Annotated in this window: 17 protein-coding genes; 7 read left to right on the forward strand and 10 right to left on the reverse strand. The window is 63.5% G+C overall.

Annotated elements, in window-relative coordinates; all coding sequences use genetic code 11:
* Nucleotides 1–11 precede the first annotated feature (11 nt).
* A complete protein-coding gene (locus tag QA645_RS43240; protein ID WP_283047305.1) occupies nt 12–1,262 on the forward strand; it encodes a trypsin-like peptidase domain-containing protein in 1,251 nt (416 codons plus the stop codon).
* 31 nt (nt 1,263–1,293) lie between these two features.
* Here the strand turns inward: QA645_RS43240 and QA645_RS43245 are convergent, their stop codons facing one another.
* From QA645_RS43245 to QA645_RS43260, 4 genes are all read right to left on the reverse strand, one after another.
* Complete coding sequence (locus tag QA645_RS43245; RefSeq protein WP_283047306.1) at nt 1,294–2,028, reverse strand: thioredoxin family protein; 735 nt, start codon at nt 2,026–2,028, stop codon at nt 1,294–1,296.
* 21 nt (nt 2,029–2,049) lie between these two features.
* Complete coding sequence (locus QA645_RS43250) at nt 2,050–2,394, reverse strand: SRPBCC domain-containing protein (protein ID WP_254135159.1); 345 nt, start codon at nt 2,392–2,394, stop codon at nt 2,050–2,052.
* A complete protein-coding gene (locus QA645_RS43255; RefSeq protein WP_254135160.1) occupies nt 2,394–2,846 on the reverse strand; it encodes a metalloregulator ArsR/SmtB family transcription factor in 453 nt (150 codons plus the stop codon). The genes QA645_RS43250 and QA645_RS43255 overlap by 1 nt, the downstream gene beginning before the upstream one ends.
* Nucleotides 2,847–2,949: 103 nt before the next feature.
* Nucleotides 2,950–3,924, reverse strand: a complete 975-nt coding sequence (locus tag QA645_RS43260; protein ID WP_283047310.1) for a tripartite tricarboxylate transporter substrate binding protein — start codon at nt 3,922–3,924, stop codon at nt 2,950–2,952.
* A 146-nt stretch (nt 3,925–4,070) separates the two neighbouring features.
* On the opposite strand from QA645_RS43260, the gene QA645_RS43265 reads away from it, so the two are divergent.
* Nucleotides 4,071–4,481, forward strand: a complete 411-nt coding sequence (locus QA645_RS43265) for a VOC family protein (RefSeq protein WP_283047312.1) — start codon at nt 4,071–4,073, stop codon at nt 4,479–4,481.
* 71 nt (nt 4,482–4,552) lie between these two features.
* Here QA645_RS43265 and QA645_RS43270 read toward each other — a convergent pair whose 3' ends face one another.
* From QA645_RS43270 to QA645_RS43280, 3 genes are all read right to left on the reverse strand, one after another.
* Nucleotides 4,553–5,647, reverse strand: a complete 1,095-nt coding sequence (locus QA645_RS43270) for an HD domain-containing phosphohydrolase (protein ID WP_254135163.1) — start codon at nt 5,645–5,647, stop codon at nt 4,553–4,555.
* 250 nt (nt 5,648–5,897) lie between these two features.
* Complete coding sequence (locus QA645_RS43275; protein ID WP_283047314.1) at nt 5,898–8,183, reverse strand: molybdopterin cofactor-binding domain-containing protein; 2,286 nt, start codon at nt 8,181–8,183, stop codon at nt 5,898–5,900.
* Entirely contained in the window at nt 8,180–8,671 is a 492-nt protein-coding gene (locus QA645_RS43280; protein WP_148777577.1) for a (2Fe-2S)-binding protein, read from the reverse strand. Before QA645_RS43280 ends, QA645_RS43275 begins: the two co-directional genes overlap by 4 nt.
* 498 nt (nt 8,672–9,169) lie before the next feature.
* On the opposite strand from QA645_RS43280, the gene QA645_RS43285 reads away from it, so the two are divergent.
* The 4 genes from QA645_RS43285 (at nt 9,170) to QA645_RS43300 (ending at nt 11,764) form a co-directional block, all read left to right on the forward strand.
* A complete protein-coding gene (locus QA645_RS43285; RefSeq protein WP_283047316.1) occupies nt 9,170–9,934 on the forward strand; it encodes an alpha/beta fold hydrolase in 765 nt (254 codons plus the stop codon).
* Between the two features lie 22 nt (nt 9,935–9,956).
* Nucleotides 9,957–10,298, forward strand: coding sequence for a hypothetical protein (locus tag QA645_RS43290; RefSeq protein ID WP_254135166.1), 342 nt, complete (start codon nt 9,957–9,959; stop codon nt 10,296–10,298).
* A 166-nt stretch (nt 10,299–10,464) separates the two neighbouring features.
* Nucleotides 10,465–11,139, forward strand: a complete 675-nt coding sequence (locus QA645_RS43295; RefSeq protein ID WP_254135167.1) for a dienelactone hydrolase family protein — start codon at nt 10,465–10,467, stop codon at nt 11,137–11,139.
* A gap of 142 nt (nt 11,140–11,281) precedes the next feature.
* Nucleotides 11,282–11,764: a hypothetical protein gene (locus QA645_RS43300; protein WP_283047317.1), complete on the forward strand. Its 483-nt coding sequence runs from the start codon at nt 11,282–11,284 to the stop codon at nt 11,762–11,764.
* A gap of 17 nt (nt 11,765–11,781) precedes the next feature.
* Here the strand turns inward: QA645_RS43300 and QA645_RS43305 are convergent, their stop codons facing one another.
* From QA645_RS43305 to QA645_RS43315, 3 genes are all read right to left on the reverse strand, one after another.
* A complete protein-coding gene (locus tag QA645_RS43305) occupies nt 11,782–12,519 on the reverse strand; it encodes a polysaccharide biosynthesis/export family protein (protein WP_254135169.1) in 738 nt (245 codons plus the stop codon).
* Between the two features lie 257 nt (nt 12,520–12,776).
* The gene (gene msrA, locus QA645_RS43310; RefSeq protein WP_283047318.1) at nt 12,777–13,433 is read right to left on the reverse strand and encodes a peptide-methionine (S)-S-oxide reductase MsrA; all 657 of its coding nucleotides are present in this window, start codon (nt 13,431–13,433) and stop codon (nt 12,777–12,779) included.
* A 202-nt stretch (nt 13,434–13,635) separates the two neighbouring features.
* On the reverse strand, nt 13,636–13,953 hold the full coding sequence (locus QA645_RS43315; RefSeq protein ID WP_057754029.1) for a hypothetical protein: 318 nt from the start codon (nt 13,951–13,953) through the stop codon (nt 13,636–13,638).
* 387 nt (nt 13,954–14,340) lie between these two features.
* Between QA645_RS43315 and rpsT the strand changes: the two genes are divergently transcribed.
* Complete coding sequence (gene rpsT / locus QA645_RS43320; RefSeq protein ID WP_254135171.1) at nt 14,341–14,607, forward strand: 30S ribosomal protein S20; 267 nt, start codon at nt 14,341–14,343, stop codon at nt 14,605–14,607.
* The last annotated feature ends 1,294 nt before the right edge of the window (nt 14,608–15,901 follow it).

Here is a 15,901-nt window from a genome sequence, read left to right on the forward strand (position 1 = left end):
GGGGGGAAGTCATGTGGTTGAAGTCGTTTGCCGTCGCTGCTCTGTTGCAGATGTGCCTTTCTGGATCGGCAGATGCGAAGGGGCCATTCGGAAGCGTCAATGTCGGCAACTGGATCGGCGGCGCCTTCAGCAGCGACGAAACAGGCGCCTTCTCCCATTGCGCCGCGACGGCGCCTTACGCGAGCGGTGTCATCCTGGTCGTGAGCCAAAATGCAGCCGGCACATGGTCGCTCGCCTTTGCGAGCCCCGGCTACCACTTCAACAAGGGCGAGAACGCCGCGATCGACGTGACCTTTGACGGGCAGGAGCAGGCCAGGCTTTACGCTACGGCGTATCAATCCAACATGCTCACCGCCATCATGCCGCTCAATGTCGTGCGCACGTTTCAGAAGGCGAGCCTGATGGTCGCAACGGCCGGCCGCGCCGTCCTGAATTTTGACCTGACCTCAACCGGACCGCTGATCGCGGCGTTGGCCAATTGCGTGACCAAAGTAAAGGCCGACGGACTCGACAAGGCCGGTGATTTCACCAAGGGTGCCGCGAAGCCCGCAGCCACGGCCGACAAGCAAGGCTCGCCGCCGGCCGGCAAACCCGCCAAAGGCGCCAAGAGTGGCTTTGGCACCGGCTTCGTGGTCAGCGCCAACGGACACATCGTCACCAACAACCACGTGATCGATGGTTGCAGCGAGCTCAAGGGCAATCTCACCGGCGAAGCCGCGATGGTGTTACGCGTGGTATCGAGCGATGCGACCAACGATCTGGCTTTGTTGCAGCCGTCATCGACGGTGGCATTCAAGGACTTCGCCCGGATCCGCGATCGCTCGTTCCACTCCGGCGATTCCGTCGTCGCGATCGGCTTTCCCTATCACGGCTTGCTCACGTCGGACTTCACCGTGACGACTGGGATCGTGAGCTCGCTCAGCGGCATGCTCAACGACACGCGGTTCCTGCAAATCAGTGCACCGGTGCAGCCCGGCAATAGCGGCGGCCCGCTGTTCGACACGACCGGGCAGGTCGTCGGCGTGGTCACGAGAAAGCTCGATGGATTACGAGTCGCCGTGGCAACCGGCACCATTCCCGAAAACATCAACTTCGCCATCAAGACCGGTGCGCTACGCGACTTCCTCGACAATTCGGTGGTGCCGTATCAGACGGCCGAACCGAAGGGAGAACTGAAGACCCCCGAGATCGCGGGCAACGCGCGCGCCTATACAATGCTGATTTCCTGCAAAGGCACGGAAGAGGCCGACGCGAAGAAATGAGGTCACCGCCGGCCTCGAACTGAGCCTTTCCTCACTCGTGGCAGCACGCGCCCTTCGCCTGCGGCTCGTACTGGTCGCGCAAGCGCACCCAGTCCATCGGATAGGGCAGACCGCCCTCGTGACGACCGAGCGGAGTGAGGTCGAGATATTGATAGGCGGCGTTCATCATGTCGAGACCGCGGGCGAAGCAGGAATAGGTGTGAAAGATGTCGCCGGCTTCGTTGCGATAGAACACGCTGATGCCGGGCAGCTCGGGGCCATAGAACGGTGTGGTGCCGAAATTGTACTTCGGGACGCCCTGGTCGATCTGCTCGCGCGTGAACGAGACCTCGTAATCATAGTTGAAGTCGTTGCGGCCCGAAGACACCCAGTCGAAGCTCCAGCCCATGCGCTTCTTGAACGCCTCGAGCTTCTCGACGGGTGCCAGCGAGATCGCGACCATGGTGGTGTCGCGCGCCGCCAGATGCGGCACCATGCGCTCAAAGCCGTCGGCCCAGAACGAGCAGCTCTTGCAGGCCGCCTCCCAGTCAGGCGCGAACATCACGTGCTGGACCACGAGCTGCGGGCGGCCCTTGAAGAGATCGCCCAGCGTCACCTTGCCGTTCGGCCCGTCGAACACATAGCTCTTGTCGACCTTCACCCAGGGCAATGCGCGGCGCTCCTCGGCGAGGCGTTCGCGGGCCTGGCTCAGCTCCTTCTCATGCGCCAGATGGGCTTTGCGGGCGGCGACCCATTGCTCGCGCGAGACGATCTGATGTTGCTGCATGGTATCCTCCTCTGACAGGAATCAGGCGACGAAGCTGTCGAGCTTGTCGAAGAATGAGTTCCAGCCGCGCTGATGGTTGTCGCGCGCGGTCTCGTCGAAGAACTGGGCGTGATGAAAGATCATCAGCGTGCCGGCATCGTCAGGCTTCAGCGTGATCGTCACCAGCGATTCACGTTCCGGCGTCGAGTGCCAGGCCCAGGTGAAGACCAGCCGCTCGTTCGGCACGACCTCGCGATAAAGGCCGCCCGCCTCGAAATACTCGCCGTCCTCGCGCGTGAACGAGATGCGGTAGCGGCCACCGGAGCGAACATCCAGGTCGGCCTTCAACGTCGCCGGCTTCATGTTCGGCGGCCCGAACCATTGCACTAGCTGCGCGGCTTGCGTCCAGGCGGCGAAGACCTTTTCCGGCCGCGCGCGGAGCCGGCGCGTGAGTGTGAGGCTTGGACCTTCGGTTGCGCGTTCGGCGGCGTTGGCGGCTGCGTTGACCATGGTTTGTCCTCCACAAAGGCGGCAAGGCGGTCGAAACTCTCGGACCAGAATTGCGCGTAGCGATTGAGCCAGTTCATCGCCTGCTCCATCGGCTGCGCGGTAAGCCGGCAGGAAACGGTGCGCCCGGTCTTCTCGCGCACGATCAGGCCCGCATCCGTCAGCACGTCGAGATGCTTCATGATCGCCGGCAGCGAGACCGGGAACGGCGCGGCCAGTTCGCTCACCGACAGGCTGTCCTTCTCGCCGAGACGCGCCAGCAGCGCGCGCCGTGTCGGATCGGACAATGCCGCAAAGGTACGATCGAGCGTCTCGTCTTTATACTTAACCATACGGTTTAGTATAGACGCGAACGCCATCCCGTCAAGCGGGAACCACGCAAGAAAAAAGCCCCGCCTTGCGGCGGGGCTCCATCTCCAATCATGCGCGAGATTGCTACTCGACCTTGAGGCCGGCGAACTCGACGACCTTCTTCCACTTCGCGGTCTCGGCCTCGATCTCCTGGCCGAACGCTTCGGGCGTCAGCACCAGCGGATCGCCGCCGAGCTCGACCAGGCGCTTGGTCATATCGGGCTCCTTCATGAGCGTGTTGATCTCGTTGTTGAGCTTGGCGATCATGTCCTTGGGCATGTTCTTCGGCGCACCCATGCCGAACAGCGCGCTCGCCTCGTAGTCCTTCACCGTCTCGCCGATCGCGGGCACGTCCGGCAGCTGCGGCGAGCGCTGCGCGGTGGTAACGCCGAGCGCACGAAGCGAGCCTGAGCGGATGTGCTGGATGATCGAGGGCATGTTGTCGAAGATCACCTGCACCTGGCCGCCGAGCATGTCGGTGATCGCAGGCGCCGCGCCGCGATAGGGCACGTGCTGCATCTTGCAGCCGGTCATCGCCATGAACATTTCGCCGGACAGATGCACCGAGGTGCCGTTGCCGGAGGAAGCCATGTTCACCTTGCCGGGGTTGGCCTTCACGTATTCGATGAACTCGGCGACGGTCTTGGCCGGCACGTCCTTGTTGACGGTCATCACGTTCGGCACGCGCTGGAACGCAGCGATCGGCGCGATGTCGCGGACGAAGTTGAACTTGAGATTGGCGTAGAGCGTGGCGTTGATGTAGTTCGCCGGATTGACCAGCAGGACGGTGTAGCCGTCGGGCTCGGCATTCACGACGGATTCGGTGCCGATATTGTTGCCGGCGCCCGGCTTGTTCTCGATCACGAATTGCTGGCCGAGCCGCTCCGACAGCCGCTGGCCGATCAAGCGCGCCAGGATGTCGGTGGCGCCGCCCGGCGGATAGCCGACCACGAACTTCACCGGCCGCGACGGATAGTCGGCGGCGAAAGCTTTCGACAGCGGGCTGGCTGCAAAAGGCGTGGCTGCGAGCAGGCCCAGCGCGTTACGGCGAGTGATCATCTCAAGGGTTCTCCCAAGTGTTGTTCTTAGAAAGGGGTGTTGTTCTTAAAAAGGGCGTTGTTCTTGATAGCGGCGTCAGCGGCGTTGTAACAAAGCCCGCCTGCTGCGGAAAGTGCGCAAGCCCCATGGCGACGAAAGGATAAGGCATGCCGGTCAAGGTTGAGGCCCTCGATCACCTCGTGATCAACGTCGCCGACGTCGCAGTGACCTCGGAGTGGTATCGCAAGATCCTCGGCATGGAAGTCAAGGTGTTCGACCCCGGCGGCGGCAAAGCGCCGCGGACGTCGCTTCAGTTTGGTCAACAGAAGATCAACGTCCGGCCGCGCGACGCCGACAAGGTGGAGTGGTTCACCGCCGACCACCAGACCGCCGGCAGCGAGGATCTGTGCTTCCTCACCTCCGCCACGCCAGACGAGGTCGTGGCGCATTTGAAGGCGCATGGCGTCGCGATCGAGGAAGGCCCGGTCCCCAAGCAGGGCGCCCGCGGCACGCTGCGCTCGGTCTATTGCCGGGATCCGGATGGCAGCCTGATCGAGATTTCGTCGTACGAGGATTGAGGCCGGCAGAGTCATACGGCGCGCTAAGGGCGCGCCTTCCCACCCTTGCTACGGCGGCGGAGAATGCTGCGTCAGAACGATCCCAGCGCCACCGGCCGGAACGCCTGCAGCAGCTGCTGATCGAGCTTGCCGCCCATGCCTTCCATCATCGTGAAGGCGCGCGAATGGGTGAAGGGCATGCGATAGGCGCGCTTCTCCACCAGGGCTGCGTAGATGTCGACGATGGTCGTCAGCCGCACGATGTCGCTGATCTGGTTCGACGACAGATTGTTCGGATAACCGGAGCCATCGAGGAATTCGTGGTGATGCAGCACGACATCGAGCATCTCGGGCGGGAAGCCGCCTTGCGCTGCGAGCGCGTCATAGCCGCGGCGCGGATGCTCGCGCACCTCGGCCATCTCCTCGTCAGTGAGCTTGCCGGGCTTGTCGAGCAGGTTGGAGGGAACGAAGGCCTTGCCGACATCGTGCAGCAAGGCGGCGCGGGTCAGCCGGCGCTGGTCGTCCTCGCGCATGCCGAGATGCTGCGCAAAGGACACCGCAAAGCCGGTGACGAACAGGCAGTGGCGGTAGCTGCCGACGTGATGGCAGCCGACGGTGGTGAGCCATTCGCGCAGCGACGAGTGCTTGATCGCTTTCAGGATCTTGCTCTCGGCGGCGATGACGTCGTCGAACGTCAGGGGCACGCCGAGCGGCAGCTTCTCGAACATCTTCTTCAGCACCGCATGCGCCGCCTCGACGCCGCGGTTGAGCGTCTTGCCGCGATCGGTCGCGTCATAGGTCGCCGTATCGGGGAACGCGGCGCGGATGCGCTGCAGGATCGCCTCCGCCTGCAGCGGCCGCGAGATGGTGTCGGTGGCGCCCAGCGCCCAGGCCTGCATGGTGCCGTGGTGCAGGGCATCGGCCAGCACGAACAAGCGCGGCATCGAACGATAGCCTTCGGCGCGCAGCTTGTTGCGCACCCGCTGCACGCTTTCGGGCGAGCGCAGGTTGATGTCGACCACGAGGCCGGAGAGATCGCGCGACGGCTGCTCGGGGATGTCCTGCGTCGTCACCGTCGAGACGTCGCCGACCGCCTTCAGGATGCTGGCGAGCTCAGTGCTCGCATCGCTCCGGTCGGAGGCGAGCAGAAGCCGGCGTTTGGCGGCGGATTTGGCTGGCGCGTTCATGGCTTCCCCAAAAGCACGGGAGTGTCTTTGGCGTCAGCCTAAGCCGGATCAGGTTCTCCGGCCCTTAAGAGGCGTGCTCAACGGAACCTGCCGGAATTGCACGCAATTTTACGGATCGCAGTTCCGCCGGAACGCGAAAACAACCCCATGCACAGTAGAAGGGCCGTTGAAAATACTGGCTTTTTGACAACAAAAAATCCGCCGGAGGTGGCCCTCCGGCGGATCATTCTTCCCGGCAGTGAAGCCAGCCTTACGCCTTCATCGCCCCCTTCACGGCTTCCGCCGTGATCGGCAGCGCCCGGACGCGGGCGCCTGAGGCGTTGAAGATGGCGTTGCCGATGGCGGGCGCGACCACCGTCACCGCCGGCTCACCGACGCCGGTGGCCTTCTCGCCATTGGCGATCACGGCGACTGCGACCTCCGGCATCTGGCTCATGCGCAAGGGCGTGTAGCCATCGAAATTGGTCTGCTCGATGCCACCGTCCTTCAGCGTCGCCTTCTCGTACATCGCAAGCGACAGGCCCCACAGCGCCGCGCCCTCGACCTGGGCACGGATGTTGTCGGGATGCACTTGCGTGCCGACATCGGTTGCGACCGTGAGCTTCTTCACGGTCACCTCACCCGAGGGCGCGACGGCGACATGCGCGACACAAGCGGTCCAGCTTGCGGTCGCACGTTCCTGCGACGACACGCAGGCGACGCCCATGCCTTCTCCCTTCGGGAGTTTCTTGGTGCCGTAGCCGGCGAGGCCCATCGCGGCGAGCAGCGTGTTGCGCAGCCGCTGCGCGCCGCCGTCGTTCTTGCCGGCGCCGTCGAGCAGCGAGATGCGGAATTGCGCCGGATCCTTGCCGGTCGCAGCCGCGATCTCGTCGATCATGCTTTCGACCGCCCAGAAGGTCCAACCCGGCGCCACCGAGCGGAGCTGGCCTGACGGGGTGGCGTTATGCGCCATCTCGTTCTTGATCGCGCGCACATTGTGGTTCGGCACGGTGTAGAAGAAGTCCGAGCCGTTCACCGTGAACGCGTCGAGCGGGCCCTTCTTGTCGACCGAGGGCGACAGGAAGTCGGGGATGCCCCAACGCTGGGTCGGCCAGGCCGAGACCACGTCGTGGCTGAGCGCGACGAGCTTGCCGTCGCCATCCACGCCAGCTTTCACTTTCTGGTAGGTGAGCGGACGCGAGAAATCCATCGTCATGTCATTCTCGCGCGTGTAGATCACCTTCACCGGCTTGCCTACGGCCTTGGCCGCCTGCACGGCCGGCACCATCATGTCGGCGTCCAGCCTGCGGCCGAAACCGCCGCCGAGCCACATCTGGTGCATCACCACGAACTTCGGATCGATCCCGGCGGCGCCGGCCGCAATCGCGCCGGAGCGCGTCGCGAACTGGTTGCCGGAATAGATGTGCAGGATGTCGCCCTTGAACTCCGCGGTGGCGTTCATCGGCTCCATCGGCGCGTGGATGTTGATGCTGGTGGTGTACTCCGCCTCCAGCACCTTCGCCGCCGTGCCGAGGGCTGCTCCGACATCGCCGTCCTTGACGAAGAACTGGCCGGAGTCATCGAGCTTCTGAAGCCGCTTGGCCTCCTCGAGCAGCGACTCGCTCGACGCTTTCGCATTCGGACCGCCGTCATAGCTGACCTTCAGCGCCGCCGCCGCCTTCTTGGCGTTGGCGTAGGTGTTGGCGACCGCAACCACCCAGCCGGTCGTGGTCTGGGTCTTGTCGTCGAGGGTGACGGCCTTGATGAAGCCGGGCACCTTCTTCGCAGCGGAATCGTCGACCGATTTCACCGTGGCGCCATAGCGCACCGGCGGCGTCACCACCGCGCCATAGGCCATACCCGGAATCATCACGTCGATGCCGTACTTGGCCGTGCCGTTGGTCTTGGAGGGGATGTCGAGCTGCGGCACCGACACGCCGATCATGGTGTATTGATCCGGCGTCTTCAGCTTGATCGCCTTGAGCTCATCGGGCGTGAAGGTTTTGGTCGCCTTGCCGCTCTTCACGACATCGGCGAACGACATCTGCTTCTTCGACTTCGCATGCACGATCATGGAATCGCGCACCGTGAGCTCGCCTGCCGGCACGCCCATCGACGCGGCAGCACCTTCGGTCAACGCCATGCGTCCGGCCGCACCCGCCCGGCTCATCGCGTCGAAATTCATCATGGTCGACCAGCTGCCGCCGGTGATCTGCGCACCGAGCACCGGATCATTGAACTTCGGATCATTGGAGGCGAGGTTGACCCGCATGTCGCTCCACTTCGCGCCCAGCTCCTCGCAGACGATCTGCGCCATGGTGGAGGCGATGTGCTGTCCCATGTCGGCCTTGCCGCAGGTCACGGTGACGAGACCGTCGGGCGAGATCGCGTACCAGACGCTCGGCTCGAAATTGGCGGGCGCTGCTGCGAGCGCTTCACCAATGCCGGGCACGCCGGCATAGCCGAGCACGAGGCCGGTGGCGGCGGTGCCGACCAGGAATGAACGACGGCTGAGATCAGTCGTTTCAGGGGTGACGTTCTTCACGTGTTGATTCATGTGGGCCTCCGCTCGTTGCCGGCGGCGGATGCGGTGCGCATCTCGGTGGCGGCGCGCATGATTGCCTTCTGGATCCGCGAATAGGTCATGCAACGGCAGAGATTGCCGTCCATATGAGCCACGACCTCTTCCTTGGTCGGATTGGCGTTCTTCGCCAGCAGCGAAGCCGCCTGCATGATCTGCCCGGACTGGCAGTAGCCGCATTGCGGCACCTGCTCGGCAACCCACGCCTTCTGCAGGGGATGATCACCCTTGGCGGAAAGGCCTTCGATGGTGGTGATCTTCTTGCCGGCGACGTCGCCGACCATGGTCTGGCACGACCGCACGGCTTCGCCGTTGACGTGCACGGTGCAGGCACCGCACAGGCCGGCACCGCAGCCGAATTTCGTGCCGGTCATCTGCAACTGTTCGCGGATGGCCCAAAGGAGCGGCGTGTCGTTTGCCGCATCCACGGACATACTCCGCCCGTTGATCGTGAGCGTTGGCATAGGCGTCTTCCCCTGCCGGTGCAATGAAGCCGCTTACGGCGGCAACTTGAGTAGCGGACGCCCACCGGGTCGGCGGCCGCCTTGCGCGCAAGAATGATCGCGTTCCTGCGTTGTGGCAAATGCAATTTGGAATCGATCGAAACTATCTCGGCATCCGCTTGTTGTGCGTTGCGATAGCAGCGCTGATGTTAGCGACTGAACGCAACAAGCAGTGCCTTCAGGCAGTTTCTTCGAAGTAACTTGGCACATTAAAGTTCGACCGCGAGCGAACCCTTACCCTCCCCTGGAGGGGTCCGAGACGAGCGTAGCTCGCTCGTGGGTCGATCGCGCGTAGCGCGAGCGGGGTGGGGTGATCTCTCCACACGGACAGCGCTTACGGGGAGAGACCGTCACCCCACCTCGGTTCGCATTTCATGCGAACCGATCCTCCCCCTCCAGGGGAGGATGGGCACCGCTACCTAGGTTCGATAGAAGAAGAAATGAGAGAGGTCGGAAGCAATGCCAAGGATCGATCGGGACGGCGTCGGCATCTATTATGAAGTGCATGGCGACGGGCCGCCGCTGCTGCTCACCCACGGCTACTCATCGACCTCGGCGATGTGGCACGGCCAGATCGATGCGCTCGCGAAGGACCACAAGCTGATCCTGTGGGACATGCGCGGCCATGGACAGTCCGATTATCCCGACGATCCCGCGGCCTACAGCGAGGCACTCACCGTCGGCGACATGGCGGCGATGCTCGACGCGGTCGGCGCCAGGCGCGCCATCATCGGCGGGCTGTCGCTCGGCGGCTACATGTCGCTGGCGTTCTACCGCGCCCACCCGCAAGCCGCACGCGCGCTGCTGATCATCGACACCGGCCCGGGCTTCAAGAAAGACGACGCGCGCGAGGCCTGGAATGCGCGTGCGCTCGCCACCGCCGACAAGCTCGATCGCGAAGGACTCGACGTGCTGAAATCAGCGACGCGCGAGCGCGCCACCGCCAGCCATCGCAACGCCAAGGGCCTGGCGCTGGCCGCGCGCGGCATGCTGACCCAGCGCGATGCGGCGGTGATGGAATTGTTGCCGAACATAAACGTGCCGTCGCTGATCGTGGTTGGCGCCGACGACACACCGTTCCTGGCGGCGTCCGACTACATGGCGGCCAAGATCCCGGGTGCACAAAAGGTCGTGATCCCCGCGGCCGGACACGCCGTCAACATCGATCAGCCCAAGGCTTTTGTTGACGCCGTGGTGCCTTTCCTGAAGAACTTGCCGGGATAGCGGTCATACGGGGATCACGACCATGAAGCGGGCAATCTTGGCGGCAGGCGCAGCGCTTCTCTCGATGGCCGCGTCGGTGCAGGCCGAGCCGTTCGGCACGGTGCCGTCGCGCCGTCCCTTCGTCGACACCTTGTCGAACAATACGCCTTTGGCGTTCGGAATGGATGCGGAGCAGACCGCGCGCGTGCTCGGACAGCCCTTGCAATACGTCAAAGGGCGCCCCGGCAATGAGATCTATCTCGCGCTTCGCGATATCGGCGGCAGCGGATTGATCCCCTACCGCCACCGCCTGTTCCTGCAATTCCGTCATGGACGGCTGGCCGGATGGAAAGAGGATTACGGCGAGAACTGGATGTGGGAGTAGCTCGTTATCCTCATGGTGAGGAGGCGCATCAGCGCCGTCTCGAACCATGAAGGCCCGGCTCTCACATCTCGGCCTCTATCCTTCGAGACGCGCTCCGTTGGAGCGCTCCTCAGGATGAGGAACAGAAAGCTGAATTTCGGATCGACAAACAAGAAGGACAACCCGCGTGGGACAAGACATCAAACTGACGGCCTCCGACAATTTCCAGCTCGGCGCCTATCGCGCTGATCCTGTCAGCGCGCCGAAGGGCGCGGTGGTGGTGATCCAGGAGATTTTCGGCGTCAATCATCACATCCGTTCGGTCTGCGACCGTCTCGCAGGCGAAGGCTATGTCGCGATCGCGCCGTCGATCTTCGATCGCACCACGCCGGGCTTCCAGTCCGGCTATACGCCCGATGAGATCGCGGAGGCGCGCAAATTCGTCGCCAATCCCGACTGGGACGCGATGCTGCGCGACACCCAGGCGGCGATCGACGCAGTAAAGAATGTCGGCCCGGTCGGCATCATCGGTTTCTGTCTCGGCGGCAGCATCGCCTTCGTCGCGGCGACGCGGCTCACCGGCCTGAAGGCCGCGATCGGCTATTATGGCGGCGCCGTCGTGCGCTTTGCCGACGAGAAACCGAAGGTACCGACGCAGCTGCATTTCGGCGAGAAGGATGCCGGCATTCCGCTGACCGATGTCGAGACCGTCAAGACGAAGCGGCCTGATGTCGAGGTCTTCATCTATCCCGGCGCGCAGCACGGTTTCCATTGCGACGAGCGGCCGAGCTACGACAAGGCCAGCTCGGAGATCGCCTGGCCGCGCAGCCTCGACTTCTTCGCGAAGCATCTGACGAAATAGCGCGCAGCTCTCTCCGCCGTCGTTCCGGGACGCGCCGTCAGGCGCGCGCCCCGGAATGACGCGGAACGGAAATCGGGTGGCTGCATCACGGCGCGCGGCGATAGAGCTGGCTGATCAAGCCAGTTCACGCCGGGAGAGCGTCATGCAGCAGGCCAACACCAACCTCGTCATTCGTAACCCGTTCGGCACCATGGATGTGCCGGCGCCGGGCGACGCCGAGGTCATGCACTATGCCATATCAGCCTCGCTGGCCGGCGATGCCGCCGACGGCAATGCGGCGCATTGGGCGTCCGCTCCCGCTTTATCCGACCCGCTCGACGGCATCTGGGCGAGCCGCTGGAACGGCGGCGCCGATCCGACCATCGCCGGCGATACGCCGGAGGCGTGGAAGCAGGGCCGCGCCGAGGTCCGCGTCGCAGGCGAACGGGTCTATCTGCGGTTCGATTGGGACGGTGGCCGACGGCACGGACTGATCGATGCCGTGCGCGAGAGCGGCAATGGTCTGATCGGGAAATACATCAACCTGACCAATCCCGCGATCATGCGGCCATGGGTCGGGCTCGTGGTCGACGCCACGCGGATCGACGGATGCTTTCCGAACGGGCGGCTCGATTTCAGGCGCTGAACGATACGGGAAGAGAGCTAGAACCAGCGCTCGCCGACGAACACGGTGTCGCCGGGGCTGACGGGCGTGCCGAGCGGCACGACGGCGCGCATGGAGCCGCCGCCTTCCGTATGCGTGACGGTGACCACGTCGCGCTTGGCGCGCGGCGAGAAACCGCCGGCGATGGCGACGGCGCTCTCGACCGTCATGTTGGGGACGTAGGGGTATTGGCCGGGCGCTGCGACTTCGCCGAGGATGAAGAACGGGCGGTAGGACTCGATCTCCACGGCGACCGACGGCTCGCGGATGTAGCCGTTGCGCAGGCGCGCGGCGATTTCACCGGCAAGCCCCGCGGTGGTGCGGCCACGCGCGGGCACCGCGCCGATCAGCGGCATGGTGATGGAGCCGCCGGCATCGATGGCGTAGCTGTTGGTGAGACCTTCCTGGCCATAGACCACGACGCGCAGCTTGTCGCCGGCATCGAGGTGATAGGAGGCGTCGTAGCGCACGGGCGCGGCCACCATCGGCGCGGCATAGGCGACCGGCACGGGGCCTGGACCCGACGCAAAGGAGTTGCTGAGCGCGGCAATGGCGCCGCCGCCGTCGTTGGCAACAACGACCGGCTGAGCGCTGTAGGGCTGGCCATAGGCCATGGCGTCGAGATCGGGACGGGGCTGCACCATCGCGACGGGACCGGCGGTTTGCATGCAGCCGCCCAGGGTCAGCGCGGCGGACGCTGCCAAGATCGACCATCGAAACGCGCGTGCAACCGGCACCGGACCATCCCTCGGAACGAGACAGCTCCAGTGATGCACCGGTTATGGTTAATAAAGGGTTGAGGGGGTTGGTTGTGACGGTCGCACCCTCCCCTGGAGGGGGAGGGTCGATCGCGCGCAGCGCGAGCGGGGTGGGGTGATCTCTCCACTCGGGCAGTGTTCTTCGCGGAGAGACTGTCACCCCACCCCGCTGTGCATTCCGCTCCGCTTCATGCTCAGCGACCCTCCCCCTCCAGGGGAGGGTAAGAAAGCCGCACCTACGCGCTCACGCCCACACCGATCGGGCACGCGACGCCGGTGCCGCCGAGGCCGCAATAGCCGGCGGGGTTCTTCGCCAGATATTGCTGATGATAGTCCTCGGCGAAATAGAACGGGCCTGCCGGCGCGATCTCGGTGGTGATGGCACCGAGACCCTTTGCAGCAAGTGCCTTCTGATAGAGCGCCTTCGACGCGTCGGCGGCTTTCTTCTGCGCATCGGAATACGTGTAGATCGCGCTTCTGTACTGCGTGCCGACATCGTTGCCCTGGCGCATGCCCTGCGTCGGGTTGTGGTTCTCCCAGAACGTCTTCAGGAGCTTCTCGTAAGACATCTTCTTCGGATCGAACACGACCAGCACCACTTCGGTGTGGCCGGTGCGTCCCGAACAGGTCTCTTCATAGGTCGGGTTCGGCGTGTGACCGCCGGCATAGCCGACCGCGGTCGCATGGATGCCGTCGCCGAGCTCCCAGAACTTTCGCTCGGCGCCCCAGAAGCAGCCGAGCCCGAACACGGCCTGCTCGAGGCCTGCGGGATAAGGCGGCGCGAGCTTCGCGCCGTTGACGAAATGGATGGTCGCGGTCGGAATCGGTTGCGCGCGGCCGGGCAGCGCGTCAGCTGCGCTCGGCAGTGCGGTGGTCTTGCGCATGAACAGCATGATCGGATCTCCGAAAAAACGAGCTGTCGCGCGCCCGAGCCAGGTGCTCAGGCGGCGTGCTCGCGATCGAGTGGGAATATAGGTCTTTACGCAGCCAGCAGCAGTCTTGTTACGTCCGTGCCCGGTGCGATGCTCAGTCGCGGCGGGAATTGAAAATCAATCCCGGCGCGAACTGAAGATCAGTCGCGACGGGAACTGAAGTTCAGTCCCGGGAATAGCCGATCAGCGGCTTGCGCGGGCGGAACAGGATCATCAGGAGAATGCCGAGGAGGCCGAGCACGGCGAAAACCGGCTGGTCCAGCACCAGGCGGATCACCGAGGTCCAGAGCCAGGGTGCCTTGGCCTCGACCCAGGTTCGGAAGGCGGACTGGCTGGCCTGGTTGATGTCGTTCCAGAACTGGCCGAACCGGGTGAAGCGCAGGGTCTGGTCGGCCACCCAGCGGGCGCCGTCATAGACCATGAAGAAGAACCCACCGGCGAGCAGCAACAGCCCAATCAGTCGGAAAAAGCCGCGGATCATGCCCTACCCTCTATGGTCGCCCGATCGGATGACCCCCACAAACGCCGTCAGCCAATAGCCGGGAGACGGCAGAAATTCAACCTCATCAGGGCGTTACGGCCCCTCTTGGAGCGCTCCCGGGCCTGCTTTTCCAGCCCTTAAAGCGTTGACGGTGCCCAAGACCCCCTCTATAAGGGCGCCAACTGGCGGTGGGCGCAATCCTGCCGCCGCTGTTCTTTGAGCAGTTGCAGGCTCTTTTGAGCCTCAGAGATGGCCGCAAGGCTTATCGCTCATGTTCCGGGAACGGCCAGCAACCGAACACCCTAAATCCGAGCGTCGATTCCGCGGTCAAGCTGCCGGCGCTACCCGACCAAGACGCGACCGGTACCCGCAAAGGACATTGAGACCATGGCCAACACCACCTCCGCCAAGAAAGCGACGCGCAAGATCGCCCGCCGCACCGCCGTCAACAAGTCGCGCCGCACCCAGATGCGCGGTGCCGTGCGTCACGTCGAGGAAGCCATCGCGACCGGCGATCGCGCCGCCGCCGTCAAGGCGCTGGCCACCGCCGAGCCCGCGCTGATGCGCGCCGCCCAGCGCAACATCATTCACAAGAACAACGCCAGCCGCAAAGTCTCGCGCCTCACCGCGCAGATCGCCAAGCTCGCCAAGTAATCTCGGCAGCTAAGTTCGCGACGCAACTTCGCCGCCGCGATCCGATCGTCTCACCCGATCGGCTGAAGCAATCGAACATCGCGCTTTCAATCAGCCCGGCTCACGCCGGGCTTTTTGTTGTCTGTCACAATTCCCGCTTGCGGTCGTTGGGCGACCAATCCGTCGTTGGAAGACTTTTGTCGCGAGCGCCAAGCTCGCGCTCCGTAGTCTTACCTGTCGGTGTTTTGCAACAGCGGAAACTTTCACTGCGCTGCGAAAAACCCCTGCGGGGCGGGGCTAAGTTGCATTCTCTCGTACGAAAGTTCTGCACACCGTAGATTCACCGGAACAGGTTTCGCTCCGGGGTTACCCTGCGAAACGAGACTCAAAAAACGATGTCTCGCTAATCACTTATCGACATAGCGCCGCCAAGCATTTGGAAAATTCGTGCGCGCGGTGCGTGCGTGACGCTTTTGTAAAAATTTTTTGGCGGTAGGGGAGTCATTGTCACATGACGTCCCGCATTTTCGAATCTGTGCACGAATCCAAAAACTTGGTCTCAAGCCTGTGAACAACTCTTGCGCGGCGTTAACGCTGGTCAAGATTTTTAACGCCTCAAGTGTGAATCAATTTCGTTGCGAGTCTTTCCGCTTGGTGTATTCCTTAAGTCGTTCGCGGCGCCCACGATCTTGAGACCAGCGCGGTTTTAGAAACGGGGCGAGCGTGCAAATCGGCGGCGGTGTGCACGTAGGCGACGCTTCAACAAGCGATTGTCGGATCAACACCCACAGCAATGTGGGAACGGTAGCTCTTTGTCTGAATGTCTCCAAGCGGGATTTTTCTCAATCCCGCTCGCGCCAGGCGCAAACGAGGGACGTCATGAAGCTACACCGACACGCGTGATGGCGAAGCCGAGCGGACGAACAGTGCAGACGGGCAGGACAGCGGCGACCTCAGTCGCAGTTGTCTACTAGGACACGCAGGACCTTGCCGTGAGCAATCACGGCAGGACGGGGAGGCTACCATGTCTTACGGACTCAACGCGGTATTGAAATCAATTTCCATTTCCAACGATGCCGTCCTGGATTCCTCGGACATCCAGCCTCCCGCGTGCGACGGGGCGCCGAGTACGCGCTGACCTCGCGAACACGCCATCTCTGACATCGCTGATCTGACCGCGGCGCTCGCGCCGAACGGTAGAGCTATGCCCGACGATGGACTCGCTTGAGGTCGCGTCATTGCAGAAACCCTGATGGCAGGAACTCTGCATGGCGTTCACAACGCAACCTTATCTCTCAAGAAAAGTTCTCAAATG

The sequence above is a fragment of the Bradyrhizobium sp. CIAT3101 genome (genome assembly GCF_029714945.1).
Lineage (GTDB): Bacteria > Pseudomonadota > Alphaproteobacteria > Rhizobiales > Xanthobacteraceae > Bradyrhizobium.